This window comes from Selenomonas sp. WCT3 (assembly GCA_900100835.1).
GTDB lineage: Bacteria > Bacillota > Negativicutes > Selenomonadales > Selenomonadaceae > Selenomonas_A > Selenomonas_A ruminantium_E.
The window spans coordinates 1-14,474 of record FNCM01000018.1; the positions used below are offsets into that span (position 1 = coordinate 1).

Consider the following 14,474-nt stretch of genomic DNA (forward strand, 5'->3'; position numbering starts at 1 on the left):
TCTTAATTAAAAGGCAAAAATTTCTTGTAGCGGGTTGTCACCGGTGAAGCGTTGGTACTGTGTCCCTCGCCGCCGGCGAGTTGCTTCGAACACGAACGCACTAACCTGCAAATTGCAATTTGTAAAAAATGTGTTGATAATTTAGCAGAAGCCCCCATAAGTCAGATGAATCAATCTAACTTATGGGGGCTTCTGTATTTTATGCCAATGCAAAGGGATTTTTCTCAGTCCCTTTTATGGTAAGATTTTATACCCTATTGTGTTTTAGAAGCGCCGGCTCCACTGCGGCTGGGAGCCGTCTGTTCAGGAGCAGCTGGGGTGTTGCTTTCCGGTTTACTGCTGGACTCGCGGCGGGAATTGTTCGATTCATTGCGTTCGCCGGCTTCATTGCTGCGGAGTTCGCTGCGGCGGTTTGGCTTGGAAGAGGTATTGCTCTTGGTGTTGCCAATGGATTTGTCGCTGGCAGGAACTTCCCTAGCCGTGGACGGAATCGAGCGTTCGTATTCTTTGATGTCGTTTTCCATGCGGGAACGGACCTTGGCACTCATGTTGACACCGAGGGTCTCAGCCACGGTGGTGCGAATCTTGCTGAGGTCCGGAATCCAGTAGCTTACGCCGTCAATGTAGAGCGGGCGGCCCGGAACCATATCGGTTTTGAGGCCATTGCTCTTGGATTCCTTAAGGGTGCCGGCCAGCTCGAGCAACTGGCGGAAGGAAAGGTCGGTCTTAATGGAGCCCATGACTTCCCGGATGATGCTTGGAAGTTTGGGAATGACTGCCGGGGAGACCATCTTGTCGATGCAGGCCTTGATGAAGTCCTGCTGGCGGCGGATTCGTCCCAAATCGCCTTCTTCATCGCGGTAGCGCACGTAGGTGATGGCCTTGGCGCCATCCATGTGCTGCATGCCCGGCTGGAAGTCGATGAGCAGACCGCCATCATCGTCATAGGGGTCCTCGTAATGCATGCGTTTGGGTACATCGATATCAATGCCACCCAGGGCATCGATGATTTTAGCAAAGGATTTCGTGTTGATGATGACATAGTGTTCGATGTTAACACCCAGCAGATTCTCGACGGTATCCTGGGTGAGTTTTTCGTGGCCGTAAGCATAGGCTGCGTTGACCTTGTCGAAGCCGTGTCCCTTGATTTTGACGCGGGTGTCCCGGGGAACCGACAGCAGGGAAGCCTGTTTCTGCTTGGGGTCCACAGCGGCAATCATCAGGGTGTCGCTGCGGCCTACGTCGCCGTCGCGTTCATCGACGCCCATAATCATGACCGTGGTCTTATCCTTGGCGGTTAACAGACCGTCGTCAACGGCTTCTTCAATGGGTTTATCCAGCAGGCTGCTATTGGCAAACAGCGCTCCGCCGATTGCCGCGGCAGCGAAACAAAAAAACAGAAGAACCCATGGCCAGATGCGGCGCTTCTTCTGTGACCTGCGCGGGGGATATTTGGAATTCTGCAAAAATCATACCTTCTTTTCTTTTAGTCCCATCTATTCATTAACGTAAGAAATATGCGTACATTAGCTATTATAATGAGATATTCCGCAATGTGCAATTATATTTTTCCTATCGCATATATATCCATGAGTTTATAGGAACTATATGAAAAAAAGAAGGAAAGTTTATCAACCAAGGGAAAATTGGGGCTATAAGTAGGGATTTTGTAAACCCTGTTTTGCGAGCTGACTTATCCACATGAATAACAACCGGATATTCAGGGGAAAAGCACAAAATATGGAAATTCGGTGGAAAAGAGACCAAATATATGGGGTTATCCACGGATTTATCCACATTATCCACAAGAAGAGCCAATAGGATTAGCCACAATATACACATGATGGCTATATATTATAGAAGGAAAGTGAATTTTGAAGCCGGTGCCTGCTGGCGTTATCCACAGGTGTGGATTGTTTTGTGGATAACGAAAGATTGTTTGCTTTTCCTGGGAGAGGAGGATTCTGCTAAGCCGACGGCGAAATTATTCATACTATATCAAATTAAAGAAAGGAGATGAGCAGTTTGGTATCCGACGGAGAATTATTCTTCCGCTTGGTACTGGCTTGTGTGCTCGGTGGTGTTATTGGCTACGAGCGGCAGTCACGACGCAAATCAGCAGGTCTGAGGACCAATATGCTGGTATGTCTCGGTTCCTGTCTGGTCATGGTCCTTTCCCAGGCTCTTTACCGGGAGGTAGAGGGGCTGACCAATGCTGACCCGGCCCGGTTGGCGGCCCAGGTAGTCAGCGGCATCGGTTTTTTGGGGGCTGGTGCCATCATGAAGGAAGGCCTGACCGTTACGGGACTTACCACTGCGGCCTGTCTGTGGGTCGTGGCTGGGGTAGGTCTGGCCGTGGGAGCTGGTTTTTACTCCGGGGCCCTTATTGCCACCGCTTTGGTTTTTGTGACTTTGGGAAGTCTGTCGCGGCTGGATGAATGGGTGGACCATGAGAAGAATTTTGTCTTATCCATTCACACCGTGGATAAGCCTGGTCAAGTCATGAAAATAAGTTCCTGCCTGGAGGATCTGCAGCTGCGGATTCGCGGGATCAAGCTGAAGGCCGATGAAGATGAGGTGGATTTGAGCGGCGAAAGGCTGCTCTACATCAATCTGGAGATTTACAACAAGCAAGGGGTCAAGGGGGTTATCATCGTCGACGCAGTGCGGCAGATTGATGGGGTACACAGTGTGGATATTTCCTGATTCTGTGGGCTTGGTATGTCTGCAGGACGGGGTTCATTTTAGCAAAAGGAGAGATTGTTTATGTTAAACGAAGAAATCGTAGATGCCATGGTTCGTGCTGCCATGAAGGCAATGGACAACGCCTATGCACCCTATAGTGGACATTCGGTGGGGGCATGCGTACTGGCGGCTGATGGTACGCTTTATACTGGCGTAAACATCGAAAATGCCATTGGGCGCTTGTCTGTAGCTGCTGCTGAGGTGGCTATGTACCGGGCGGTAGCCGATGGCAAGCGCGAGTTTGACGGGGTGCTGGTCATTTCGGATTTTGAGCGTCCTTTTGTGCCCAATGGTGCTGTGCTGCAGCTCCTGGCTGAGTTTGAAGTCCCGGAAGTTGTCATGGCGAATATGGAGGGCAAGATTGAGCAGGCTGAGCTTAAGACCCTGCTGCCCTATGCCCGGGAACCCATCGAAAATGCCGCCCATAGGGATTAAGCTTTTGGTCCATTCTTTCGATAGTATAGGTAAGAGAAAGGATGGTGCGTGATGGGCGTGAATAACAGTATGGATGTTTTGGCGTCCTTGCAGGCGCTGGCGGCAAAGAAGAGCAATGCTTCGGGCAGCAGGGCTGCCAAAGAGGGGCAGGCATCCTTTGCGGATGTCTGGAACCAGGTCAAAAAGGAGCAGCAGGAGTGGAAGGAGACCTTGGATGCGGTGGATTTGGCCCAGTATAAGCTATCCTTGGCGGACAGCTTTTGGTCAGACCGTACAAAGGCTAACCAATACCTTCGGAACTATGTCCAGCGCCAGCAGCGGAGTATCAATCAGCAGAACCTGACGGAAATCACGAAGAATATTGCCTGGCTGAACCAGCTCAATATGAGCGGTGTGTTAAATGGCAATATCGATTCGGAGGCAGCTTCGGCGGCCGGTAAAACGATACAGACGGCTTTGCAGGGCTTGATTTTACAGAATATCAAGAATACCAGTACTATGTATTTATTTGGTGGTTTCTAAACACAAAAATGGGGCTGTGAAATTACAGTTTGTAGGTTACACGAATCTCATTCGAAGCAACTCTTCGCCGCCGCTAGGGGCAGTGCCAACACTACGCGGGAGATGTTTTTCTAAACGAAATTTTTATCTTTAATTAAGCATCGAAAAAGTTGCAAAACGCGCTTCGCTTGAACGGTAGCAATTTTTCGACGAACGGTGAGGATAAAAATTTCGTTCTTCACGAAAAACATCAAACGCTTCGTTTATGGCACTGCCCCTAGCGGCGGCTGACTTTTGGAACTAAAAGCCTTCCCCAGAGGGGAAGGCAGTTTTGTGACGTCTCTAACCTAGGCGGCGGGGGCCCCAGTACCATAAGCGTAGCCTTGACGTTCCGCGTGAAGCAAGAAATTTTTGCCTGCGTTCTCGTTGGAAAAGCAGTTTCGTCCAAGCGAAGCGCGTTTAACTGTTTTCCAACTCTTAATTAAAAGGCAAAAATTTCTTGTAGCGGGTTGTCACCGGTGGAGCGTTGGTACTGGGGCCCCCGCCGCCGGCGACTTACCTCGAATACGAATTGGGTAATACTCCCCTACAAACTGTAATTGGTAAAAAGTGCGTGGATAAATTAATAGAAGCCTCCATAAGGTCGATGAATCAACCTTATGGAGGCTTCTATATTTTATGTCAATATAAAGGGTTTATTAGTCTTTGATTGGTTTTTTGAGTACGGAGAGTACTGCACAGCCAACGATAGCACCGACGAGGATTGCGACTAGGTACATGACCGGGTTGCCAATGGTCGGAACGACGAAGATACCGCCGTGCGGAGCACGCAGCGTGCAGTCAAAGGCCATGGTCAGGGCACCAGCCGTAGCGGAACCGAGAACCATAGACGGGATGACGCGCAGCGGGTCACCAGCAGCAAACGGGATAGCACCCTCCGTGATGAAGGAGAGACCCATGACGTAGTTCGTTACACCAGCTTTGCGCTCGCTTTCGGTGAAGCGGTTCTTAAAGAAGGTCGTGCAGAGGGCGATAGCGAGCGGCGGAACCATACCACCAGCCATGACAGCAGCCATGACGTGGAATTCGCCAGAAGCCAGCAGGCCCGTACCCGTTACATAAGCAGCCTTGTTGATTGGGCCGCCCATATCGACAGCCATCATGCCGCCCATGATGATACCGAGCAGGATGCGGGCATTCGGGTCCATGTTCTTGAGCGTTTCAACCATCCAAGTGTTCAGAGCGCCGACCGGCGGAGCGATGACGAACATGCTGATGACACCGATGATCAGGATACCGAAGAACGGATAGAGCAGGACCGGCTTGATGCCGTCCAGGGATTCCGGCAGGCAGCTGAAGGCCTTCTTGAGGAAGTTAACTGCATAACCGCCAACGAAACCAGCGACGAGAGCGCCGAGGAAGCCGGAACCCGTCGTGCCAGCCAGCGCACCGCCGACGAAACCGACGGCCAGACCCGGGCGATCCGCAATGGACATGGAGATAAAGCCGGCGAGAACTGGCAGCATGAAGCCAAAGGCAGCGCCACCGATATCTTTGAAGAATTTAGCAACCGGCGTGTTGGAACCGAAGTTTTTCGGGTCGATGGAATAGTCATCGAGCAGGAAGGCCAGGGCAATCAGGATACCACCGCCAACGACGAACGGCAGCATGTGGCTGACACCGTTCATGAGGTGCTTGTAAATCTGACGGCCGAGGCTCTCGCCTTCGACATCAGCAGCGCCTTCGGCTGCATCGGAGCCGTTTGCCTGGTATACCGGAGCATTGCCCGAAAGAGCGCGGTCGAGGAGCTCGTCCGCTTTGTTGATGCCGTCTGCAACCTTCGTGATGACGACGCGTTTGCCAGCGAAGCGGGCCATAGCGACGTTCTTATCGGCAGCGACGATGATGCCGTCAGCAGCAGCGATTTCCTCATCCGTCAGGATGTTCTTCGCACCGCCAGAGCCGTTAGTCTCGACTTTGATGCTGATGCCGCGTTTCTTGGCATGCTGCTCAAGGCTTTCGGCAGCCATGAAGGTATGAGCAATACCCGTCGGGCAAGCCGTAACGGCGAGAACCTGGATGTGGTCGGATACCGGAGCTGCCTCTTCTTCCTCAGCAGCAGCCGGAGCAACGAATTTGCCGTCTTCTTTGTCGTCGACGAGTTTGAGGAATTCGTCCTTCGTCTTAGCGGCAATCAGGGCCTCTTTGAAATCCGGGTCCATGATCATCGTAGCGAGCTTCGACAGGATGGCAAGGTGCTCATCGTTAGCCGAATCCGGTGCAGCGATCATGAAGAACAGGCGGCTCGGGTTGCCGTCCATGGACTCAAAGTCCATGCCAGCCGGAACCGTCATAGCAGCAAGGCCGGCTGCTTTAACACCAGCACTCTTTGCATGCGGCGTGGCAATGCCATCACCAAGACCGGTAGTACCCGAAGCCTCACGGGTAAATACATCTTTCGTGTACTGTTCCTTGTCGGAAAGGTTGCCGCCGGCCTCCATGAGGTCAGCCAGCTGATTGATTGCAGCAGCTTTGTCAGCCGGAGCTGCACCCAAAAGGATGCTGTCGCTCTTGAGCAAATCAGTAATGCGCATTATATTCTCTCCTTTGTATAAAGTATTTATGATAACTATGATTACGCGATGGTTTTGAGAAGTGCTTCAACCTCTGGGCGCGTAGCGAGATTTTCACTGAACGCGGATGCAGAACCGGTGGCAACACCCATGTGGAATGCCTTTTCGAAGTCGCCTTCGGATTCCATGTAGCCCGTGATGAAACCAGCTACCATGGAGTCGCCAGCGCCGACGGAGTTGATGAGCTTGCCTTTCGGAGCCGGGCACTTGTAGGACTTGCCTTCTGCCGTCAGCAGGATAGCACCGTCGCCGGCCATGGAAATCAGTACGTTCTGCGCACCTTTTTCCTGCAGTTTCTTGGCGTAGGTGATAATCTCTTCATCCGTCGTGAGTTTCACGCCGAACATGTCACCGAGCTCGTGGTTGTTCGGTTTGATGAGGAACGGATGATACTGCAGGACGTTTAAGAGCAGGTTCTTCTCGGCATCGACGACGATGCGGATGCCCTTGCCGTCAAGGCGGGCCATGATTTTCTGATAAATGTCATCCGGCAGCGTCTTGGGAATCGAGCCAGCCAGTACCAGCGTGTCGCCCTCCTGCAGTTTGTCGAGCTGGGCGAACAGTTCTTCGCGTTTTGCTTCGCTGATATCCGGTCCCTGACCGTTGATTTCGGTCTCGCAGTCTGCTTTGGCCTTGACGTTGATGCGCGAGAAGCCCTTCTCGAGCTGAACGAAGTCGCTCTTTACGCCGAAGCCCTTGAGCTGATCCTTGATTTCCTCACCCGTGAAACCGGCGAGAAAGCCCAGGGCCGTGCTCTCGTGACCGAGGTTCTTGAGCACGATGGATACGTTGATGCCCTTGCCACCAGCTAAAACCTGTTCGTAGTTTACGCGGTTGATGGCACCAGCGGTGAATTTGTCCATGCGGACGATGTAATCCAGTGACGGATTAAAAGTAACCGTATAAATCATGAGTTATAAATCCCCCTCAATGATAGTAGTGTAGTCCCGATATTTCTTATCCTCCAGGCGCCCCGTGATGATGGAAGCACTGGAAATGTTCGCAAAGGTAATCGGTGAAATCTTGTTGAATTTTGACCGGTCGGCCAGAACGAAGGCATGGGTGCAGCGGGAAAGGGCCGCTCCCTTTATGATGCCCTCGCTGGAATCCGGAGTCGAAAATCCGGATTTGGTGCTGATACCGTTCGTGCCAAAGAAGCCCTTGGTGAAGTTATAGGAACGGAGGTTGTTGAGTGCCTCTGTTCCGACAACGGCTTCCGTGACGGCCTTGAGTTCGCCGCCGAGGATGAATACCTTGAAACCTTTAGCCGATAAGCGTGATGCATGGGGAAGGCCATTGGTCACATATACGGCACTGGTTTCCGTTATGAAGTCAATCATCCGGAGCGTCGTAGAACCAGCATCGATATAGACGAAATCCTTGCGTTTGATGAGACTGGCTGCCTTGCGGGCAATGGCAATCTTTTCTTCCGGGAAAAGGTCGCTCTTGGTCTTCATATCCTCTTCTGCCGAACTGTAATTGTTGTCGATAGAAGTAGCACCTCCGTAAACCTTATAGAGGCGGCCGCTTTTGTGCAGCGCGGTAAGGTCACGGCGGACAGTGGATTCCGAGGCATCGAGTGCCTTGGTAAGGTCTAATACGGTAACAGCCTTTTTCTCTTCGAGAATGCGGAGAATCGTCGCATAGCGTTCTTCCGTAAGCATGTTGGCTATCACTCCTTATTTACTACATCATACAACTAAAGTCTGTCAAAGTCAATCAAAACCACGAATAACCATGCAAAAAAAATTATAAAGAATCGGGTGATATGGTAAAAGACAGGACAAAACGATAATAGTTGACCAAAGTCACGAATTTTACAAAAATAAAAGTGCACAAAAAGCGACAAGTTGGTTATAAAATATCAGAAATTGAAGGCTATTTTCCCGGGAAGTGTTACGGAAGTTATTTTCCTTACAGTCAAATGGGAAAAATTGGGTTATAATAGAAGAAAAAACATGGGAGTGTGAATCTATGGAAAAAAAGAAAAAAATAGTTCAGCATCGGCCAAAATCGTTTTACATAAAGAAATACCTGACGATTTTAGTTGGTGCTATCATTGCCGCCATAGGTTTGGAATTGTTCCTGATTCCCAATGAGGTTATCGATGGTGGCGTTGTCGGTATTTCCATCATGATGAGTTCGATTACGGGAATGTCACTTGGTATCTTTCTGGTGATATTGAATTTGCCGTTCCTATATTTAGGATATAAGCAGATTGGCAAGAATTTTGCTATCGCTACCTTGATTGCCATCTGCCTGCTCTCGGTTTGGTCGCTTGTATTTGGAGCGTTTCCGAAAGTTACCGATGATCCGTTTCTGGCGGCTATCTTCGGCGGCATTGTCGACGGCCTCGGCGTCGGTCTTATCATCCGCGCGGGCGGCAGTCTTGACGGTACGGAAATCGTGGCGATTATTATGGATAAGAAATCGGTTTTCTCGGTCGGCGAAGTCGTCATGTTCATCAACCTGTTTATCCTGTCGGCGGCGGGGCTGCTCTACGGCTGGGATAAGGCAATGTATTCGCTGGTCGCCTATTTCGTCATTTCCAAGATGATTGATGTGGTCATCAAGGGCTTGGATGAATCCTATGCGGTCATGATTGTCACCAATGAGCATGAGGAGATTACCTCAGCACTCAATGACCGTCTCGGGCGCGGCGTAACGCTGTTGCATGGCGCTGGCGGCTACACGGGGGAGAGCAAGGAAGTGCTCTACTGCGTTGTCACGCGCCTTGAGGTGGATAAGCTCAAGGAAATCGTGCTGGAAAAGGATGAGAGCGCCTTTGTCACGATAAATGTCGTTCATGACATCGTTGGCGGGCGGTTTAAGAAAAAGGCCATTCATTAACGCGTTTTTTGCGCGGTACATGTTGCTAAAGGAGGAGATTCTATGCGACGGGTATTTGGACTGGCTCTGCTTGTGCTGCTGCTTTTGGCGGCGCAGGTCAGTGCGGCTGAGAGGGTTCCTTTGCGGGTGGCTCAGCTGCCGCTGAAAATCGAAAGCTATATGGTTCCTTCCCAGAATGTGCGGGATAGCCTGGAAAAACAGGTGGACAGAAGCCTGCATGTGCCGCTTAATGGCACATTAAAGGCCGTGGAATACATTCCTGAGCGCGAGTGTCTGGAAGCCTGGGAACAAATCACCGCGGCAGCGGGAAAACGTGTCAAGGCAAAAGATATCGTAAAGCCGCTGGCCGAAAAATTGCAGGCGGACTTGGTCGTGCTGCCGGTACTGACCGGGTATGAGCAGTATACGCGCATGAGTTTCCGCTGGGACCGTGGGCTGCTCCTCCACAGTTACGCTGCTGTGGAGATTGTAGGCTATGACCGCCAGAGCGATGAAGTTTTTCGCAAGAAGGCCTCGCGGTGGTTCCATGATGAATATTCTGCTGCAGGAGAGGTATCGCAGCTGGCCTGGGAGGCCATGGACGCCGCGCTTCGCGATGCTGCCATCCATGACCGGGTGGGAAAATGGAAAACGAATGTTAAATGAGGAAAAACAGGATTTGGCATAAACGTGTCAAAATCCTGTTATTTTTTTACAAAAAGTGTTGACACTTAACATAGTTACAGTTATAATGTAAACATATTAATCAGATATGTTTACGAAAATGTTAATTACGAAAAGAGGTCATCATCATGAGTGAAGAAAGAAAATATCATTTTGAAACGCTGCAGCTTCATGTTGGTCAGGAGCAGGCTGACCCCACGACGGATGCCCGGGCCGTTCCTATTTATCAGTCCACGTCCTTCGTCTTCCATGATTTTCAGCATGCAGCTGACCGCTTCGCACTGAAAGATGCTGGTTATGTTTACGGCCGTCTGACGAATCCGACGGAAGATGTTTTCGCTAAGCGCATTGCTGCTTTGGAAGGCGGTGTCGCTGCTGTTGCTTTAGCATCTGGTGCAGCGGCTGTTACCTATACGCTTGAGGCACTGGTTCACTCCGGCCAGCATATCGTAGCAGCTACGACAATTTACGGCGGCACCTACAACCTCTTTGAACACACTTTCCCGAACTACGGCATCGAGACGACGTTTGTCGACACGACCAAAGGGATTGAGGTATTCGAGGAGGCAATTCAGGAGAATACGCGAGCTGTCTATATCGAGTCCATCGGCAATCCGAATGCCAACCTCATCGACATCGAGGCAGTGGCTGCCATTGCCCACAAGCATAACATTCCGCTGGTGGTCGACAGCACCTTTGCTACGCCGTATCAGCTGCGTCCCTTTGAATATGGTGCCGACATCGTCGTCCATTCGGCTACGAAATTCATCGGCGGCCACGGCACGACCTTGGGCGGCGTAATCGTGGACAGCGGCAAGTTCGATTGGATTGCTTCGGGCAAATTCCCCCAGTTTGTGGAGCCGAACGAGAGCTATCACGGCATCAGCTTTGCTAAAGATGTGGGAGCGGCTGCCTTTGCCACCTATATCCGCACGCTGATCCTGCGCGATGAGGGCGCGACTCTGTCGCCTTTTAATGCCTTCCTGCTGCTGCAGGGCACCGAGACCCTGTCCCTGCGCGTAGAGCGCCATGTGGAAAATGCCCTGAAGGTAGTGGATTACCTGGCCAAGAACCCGAAGGTAACGAAGGTCAACCATCCGGCCCAGGCAAGCCATCCGGATCATGAACTCTATAAGAAGTATTTCCCCAACGGTGGTATTTCCATCTTCACCTTTGAAATCGAAGGCGGCGAAAAGGCAGCCGAGAAGTTCATCAATCACCTGAAGGTATTCAGCCTGCTGGCAAATGTTGCCGATGTTAAGTCCCTGGTCATTCATCCGGCCACTACGACTCATAGCCAGATGAACGATGAGGAGTTGGCTGCTTCGGGCATCACCCGCTCCACGATTCGTCTCTCCATCGGTACGGAGCATATCGATGACATTATCTATGACCTGGATCAGGCCTTTAAAGCTATCGATTAAATTGCATACATTACCCCAAAAGTCCCAGTCGTTTGCCAGCGGCTGGGATTTTTTTATCAAAATTGCTATTTTTTGGTTGACCTATGGGATAAGTTCGCTATAATGGGCTTAGGATTATTATAAAGGGATTAAAAATGGAGGAAATCTAATGGATTGGAAAAAAGCATCGAAAAAAACCATGATGGCAGTGGTACTGGCAACGTCCTTTACGGGGTTCAGCATGATTGCCCAGCAGCCGGCTACGGCCGAGGCATTTTCGCTTGGCAACTTGGGAAACTTGGGTGGTCTGGAAGGAATCGCCAAAATGGGCCAGCAGTATGCTGAGGCCAAGGCAAAGCTCAGCGCTGAGATTGACGTGCTGAATACGACAGAAGACGGCCGCAACTATCTGATGAATTCCTTTCAGCAGAAGTATGGCGTCGACAATGACCCGGCTATGAATCAGCGGCTTACGAATATGATGCAGGTGATGACGTCAGCCATCCGTCAGGTGGATTCCTCCATCGATGATAAACCCTATCGTTATTTCCTGAATCCGGATAAGAGCTTCAATGCTTTCTGCAGCATGGGACATGTCATGTCTGTCAACCGCGGTGCCTTTGAACGCGTTTCTTGCGACGATGAGCTGGCCTTTGTCGTTGGCCATGAGATGGGCCATGGTCAGAAAGACCATACGGCCAAGAGCGTTTTGAAATCGGCGGATAAACAGCTGCTGGCCCAGATTGCCTCCCAGTCCCTGGGCGGCAATCAGCTCACCGATACCATTTGCAACATGGGCATGAACATCAGCCAGGCTCATTCGGATAAGGGCCGTGAGTGGGAAGCGGATAACCTTTCTTGGGAATACATGACCCATACCAACTACAACCTCGGTGCCGGAGCTGCTGTTTGGCAGCGTATGCTGGAGGAGTATGGCGATAATACCCAGAAGGGCATGAACCTCTGGTTCAATCCTTCGGACCATCCGAATCATGCTGCCCGTCGCGACAACTACGTCAAGAAACTGGAAGCATACAGCGGCAAGCATGTCACGGCCAAGAATGGCGATGTCTTCGTAAACGGCAAGAAATTTGTGATGCCGGCAGCCCAGGAGAATATCAGCTCGGAAGAGCGTTCCTATCTGGTTATGGGCAATCTGGCCCGGGCTTATCATGACGGCCAGAACAAGAATGCCGTAACGGTGAAGGGCAATACGGTTATGATGGGAAGCCAGGCAATCATGACGACTAATGCCGATGACGAATCAGCACAGACCTTGGCAGATCGTTTAAATTCCATAAAGTAAAAGGAAATCTTGCATAAGAGGCCTTTTCTGCGGTACACTTGTATAGTGTTTGACGGTACGCATGAGAAGATGCGACTGTACAGAAGGAGGATTCTTATGTCAGAGTATGAGAAATATCAGCAGATTAAGCGTGAGGCACGGTGGACCGGCCTCGCGCTTTTTGTGCTGATTTTGTTTTGGATTTTTGCGGGCTTTGGCCTCGCGGGGATTCCCGGCGAAGTGCTGGGAATGCCCCTTTGGGCGGTGACCGCTAGCATTGGCGTTTGGTTTTTTGCCATTTTGCTGGTGAAGCTTTTGACATCCCTGGTTTTCCAGGATATGGATCTGGATGAAGAAAAGGAGGCAAAGCAGCATGAATAATGGAAATCCGGCAGCTTTGCTGCCCTTACTGACCTTTATGGTCATCATGGTAGGCATTGGCATCTATGTGCGGCGCGTCCAGGCCAGGGGCTTTGCCAATAACTTTGTGCAGCAGTATTTTATCGGCAATCATGACCTCAGCGGTTTTGTGCTGGCCATGACAACGGTGGCAACCTACAGTTCCGTCAGTTCTTTTGTGGGCGGCCCCGGCATGGCCTGGCAGATTGGCTTTGGCTGGATATACATGGCCGTGGTACAGGTAACGGCTATCTTTCTTGTCCTGGGGATATTCGGCAAGCGTGTCGCTATGTTGTCAAGGAAGTTCGATGCCGTTACGGTCGTGGACATCATTCGCGAGCGGTTTCAATCGGATGGGCTGGCCAGCATGGCAGCCTTTATCATCGTCTTGTTTTTCTGTGCGACGATGACGGCACAGTTTGTCGGCGGTGCTAAGCTATTTGCTGCGGTGACTGGCTATAGCTATGAGATGGGATTGCTGCTCTTTGGCCTGGTGGTCGTAGCGTATACGAGCATCGGTGGCTTCCGGGCGGTAGCCCTCACGGATACCTGCTGTGCGGTCATGATGATGATTGGCATCGTACTGCTGTTATACTATGTCCTGCAGGCTGGTGGCGGCTATACGAATATCATGGCCTCGATCCATGCCAATCATCCGGAAATGCTTGAGCCGCTGTCGGCCGGTCACATGCCGGTAGGCCTTTATCTCACCCAGTGGATTCTCGTGGGTATTTGTACGATTGCCCTGCCGCAGTCTGTAGTTCGCGGCATCAGCTATAAGGATACCAAGAGCCTTCACCATGCCATGTTAATCGGCACGATTGTGGTGGGCTTTATGAATATCGGCATCAATTTCACGGGCATCCTTGCCCATGGCGTGTTGACCGACAGCCTGCAAAGCTATGGCGGCGTGGATAACATCATTCCGAAGACCATTGTGACGGCTATGCCAAAGGCTTTGGTGGGCTTTGCCATCATCGGCCCGCTGGCGGCGTCTATTTCAACGATTTCGGGGTTGCTGATTGTGGCGGCATCGGCTATTATCAAGGACGTTTATCTTCATGAACAGAAGAAACGGGGTCTGGTACCGACGGTGGGCAAGCTGCGGCTGCTGTCCATGTCGGTTACGGCGGCAATTGGCGTAGTGGTCTTCTGCATTGCTCTGACCCCACCCAGCCTCATCTGGATTATCAATATGTTTGCCTTTGGTGGCTTGGAGACGGCCTTTTTCTGGACGCTGCTGCTGGGATTGTTCTGGCGACGGGCCAATAAGCTGGGAGCTATCCTGTCCATGGGCGGCGGTACGCTGGCTTACTGTCTGACCCAGGGACTGGGATTTAAGGTCATGGGGCTCCATCAGATTACCATCGGTATTACCGTTTCCCTGCTGTTTTTCCTGCTGGGGTCCTATCTGGGGAAACCGCAGGAACCGCAGGTTCTGGCAAAGTTTTTCCCGGAAAAGCAGGATAGGACCGAAGCCGTTGTTTCAAAATGATATAAAATGCTGTTTTACTGCTTAATATTGTGCGGCGCCCACTATTTTTTTGAAAAAGACTGTGT

13 protein-coding genes are annotated in these 14,474 nt (G+C 51.1%); 9 read left to right on the forward strand and 4 right to left on the reverse strand.

Going from position 1 to position 14,474, the window contains the following annotated elements:
* Nucleotides 1–254: 254 nt before the first annotated feature.
* A complete protein-coding gene (locus tag BLQ36_RS12025) occupies nucleotides 255–1,466 on the reverse strand; it encodes an LCP family protein (RefSeq protein ID WP_074515815.1) in 1,212 nt (403 codons plus the stop codon).
* 550 nt (nucleotides 1,467–2,016) lie between these two features.
* On the opposite strand from BLQ36_RS12025, the gene BLQ36_RS12035 reads away from it, so the two are divergent.
* From BLQ36_RS12035 to BLQ36_RS12045, 3 genes are read left to right on the forward strand one after another with little or no spacing between them, the layout of a single operon-like run.
* Complete coding sequence (locus tag BLQ36_RS12035; RefSeq protein WP_074515817.1) at nucleotides 2,017–2,706, forward strand: MgtC/SapB family protein; 690 nt, start codon at nucleotides 2,017–2,019, stop codon at nucleotides 2,704–2,706.
* Nucleotides 2,707–2,766: 60 nt separating this feature from the next.
* Nucleotides 2,767–3,180: a cytidine deaminase gene (locus BLQ36_RS12040; RefSeq protein ID WP_074515818.1), complete on the forward strand. Its 414-nt coding sequence runs from the start codon at nucleotides 2,767–2,769 to the stop codon at nucleotides 3,178–3,180.
* 51 nt (nucleotides 3,181–3,231) lie between these two features.
* Nucleotides 3,232–3,702, forward strand: coding sequence for a hypothetical protein (locus tag BLQ36_RS12045; protein WP_074515819.1), 471 nt, complete (start codon nucleotides 3,232–3,234; stop codon nucleotides 3,700–3,702).
* Between the two features lie 677 nt (nucleotides 3,703–4,379).
* Here BLQ36_RS12045 and BLQ36_RS12050 read toward each other — a convergent pair.
* The 3 genes from BLQ36_RS12050 to BLQ36_RS12060 are packed head-to-tail and all read right to left on the reverse strand — an operon-like array spanning nucleotide 4,380 to nucleotide 7,978.
* Nucleotides 4,380–6,275 (reverse strand): PTS fructose transporter subunit IIABC, encoded by a 1,896-nt coding sequence (locus BLQ36_RS12050; protein WP_074515820.1) that lies wholly within the window; start codon nucleotides 6,273–6,275, stop codon nucleotides 4,380–4,382.
* A gap of 41 nt (nucleotides 6,276–6,316) precedes the next feature.
* Complete coding sequence (gene pfkB / locus BLQ36_RS12055; RefSeq protein WP_033171137.1) at nucleotides 6,317–7,225, reverse strand: 1-phosphofructokinase; 909 nt, start codon at nucleotides 7,223–7,225, stop codon at nucleotides 6,317–6,319.
* 3 nt (nucleotides 7,226–7,228) lie between these two features.
* Nucleotides 7,229–7,978 carry a DeoR/GlpR family DNA-binding transcription regulator gene (locus tag BLQ36_RS12060; RefSeq protein ID WP_074515821.1) on the reverse strand — a complete coding sequence of 250 codons (750 nt, stop codon included), beginning with the start codon at nucleotides 7,976–7,978 and terminating at the stop codon, nucleotides 7,229–7,231.
* A gap of 310 nt (nucleotides 7,979–8,288) precedes the next feature.
* Between BLQ36_RS12060 and BLQ36_RS12065 the strand changes: the two genes are divergently transcribed.
* The 6 genes from BLQ36_RS12065 to panF all read left to right on the forward strand — a co-directional run bounded on the left by BLQ36_RS12065 (nucleotide 8,289) and on the right by panF (nucleotide 14,409).
* On the forward strand, nucleotides 8,289–9,164 hold the full coding sequence (locus BLQ36_RS12065; RefSeq protein WP_074515822.1) for a YitT family protein: 876 nt from the start codon (nucleotides 8,289–8,291) through the stop codon (nucleotides 9,162–9,164).
* 42 nt (nucleotides 9,165–9,206) lie between these two features.
* Entirely contained in the window at nucleotides 9,207–9,809 is a 603-nt protein-coding gene (locus tag BLQ36_RS12070; RefSeq protein ID WP_074515823.1) for a hypothetical protein, read from the forward strand.
* A gap of 146 nt (nucleotides 9,810–9,955) precedes the next feature.
* Nucleotides 9,956–11,251, forward strand: coding sequence for an O-acetylhomoserine aminocarboxypropyltransferase/cysteine synthase family protein (locus BLQ36_RS12075; protein ID WP_074515824.1), 1,296 nt, complete (start codon nucleotides 9,956–9,958; stop codon nucleotides 11,249–11,251).
* 148 nt (nucleotides 11,252–11,399) lie between these two features.
* On the forward strand, nucleotides 11,400–12,536 hold the full coding sequence (locus tag BLQ36_RS12080; RefSeq protein ID WP_074515825.1) for a M48 family metallopeptidase: 1,137 nt from the start codon (nucleotides 11,400–11,402) through the stop codon (nucleotides 12,534–12,536).
* 96 nt (nucleotides 12,537–12,632) lie between these two features.
* Nucleotides 12,633–12,896, forward strand: a complete 264-nt coding sequence (locus tag BLQ36_RS12085; protein WP_074515826.1) for a YhdT family protein — start codon at nucleotides 12,633–12,635, stop codon at nucleotides 12,894–12,896.
* Entirely contained in the window at nucleotides 12,889–14,409 is a 1,521-nt protein-coding gene (gene panF / locus BLQ36_RS12090) for a sodium/pantothenate symporter (protein WP_074515827.1), read from the forward strand. Before BLQ36_RS12085 ends, panF begins: the two co-directional genes overlap by 8 nt.
* Nucleotides 14,410–14,474 lie beyond the last annotated feature (65 nt).

Excerpts from the sequence above, each read along its gene's own strand:
- BLQ36_RS12065 (WP_074515822.1), top strand. The coding sequence starts at position 8,289 with ATGGAAAAAAAGAAAAAAATAGTTCAGCATCGGCCAAAATCGTTTTAC.
- BLQ36_RS12045 (WP_074515819.1), top strand. The coding sequence starts at position 3,232 with ATGGGCGTGAATAACAGTATGGATGTTTTGGCGTCCTTGCAGGCGCTG.
- BLQ36_RS12035 (WP_074515817.1), top strand. The coding sequence starts at position 2,017 with ATGAGCAGTTTGGTATCCGACGGAGAATTATTCTTCCGCTTGGTACTG.
- pfkB (WP_033171137.1), bottom strand. The coding sequence starts at position 7,225 with ATGATTTATACGGTTACTTTTAATCCGTCACTGGATTACATCGTCCGC.
- BLQ36_RS12050 (WP_074515820.1), bottom strand. The coding sequence starts at position 6,275 with ATGCGCATTACTGATTTGCTCAAGAGCGACAGCATCCTTTTGGGTGCA.
- BLQ36_RS12085 (WP_074515826.1), top strand. The coding sequence starts at position 12,633 with ATGTCAGAGTATGAGAAATATCAGCAGATTAAGCGTGAGGCACGGTGG.
- BLQ36_RS12080 (WP_074515825.1), top strand. The coding sequence starts at position 11,400 with ATGGATTGGAAAAAAGCATCGAAAAAAACCATGATGGCAGTGGTACTG.
- BLQ36_RS12070 (WP_074515823.1), top strand. The coding sequence starts at position 9,207 with ATGCGACGGGTATTTGGACTGGCTCTGCTTGTGCTGCTGCTTTTGGCG.
- BLQ36_RS12060 (WP_074515821.1), bottom strand. The coding sequence starts at position 7,978 with ATGCTTACGGAAGAACGCTATGCGACGATTCTCCGCATTCTCGAAGAG.
- BLQ36_RS12075 (WP_074515824.1), top strand. The coding sequence starts at position 9,956 with ATGAGTGAAGAAAGAAAATATCATTTTGAAACGCTGCAGCTTCATGTT.
- panF (WP_074515827.1), top strand. The coding sequence starts at position 12,889 with ATGAATAATGGAAATCCGGCAGCTTTGCTGCCCTTACTGACCTTTATG.
- BLQ36_RS12040 (WP_074515818.1), top strand. The coding sequence starts at position 2,767 with ATGTTAAACGAAGAAATCGTAGATGCCATGGTTCGTGCTGCCATGAAG.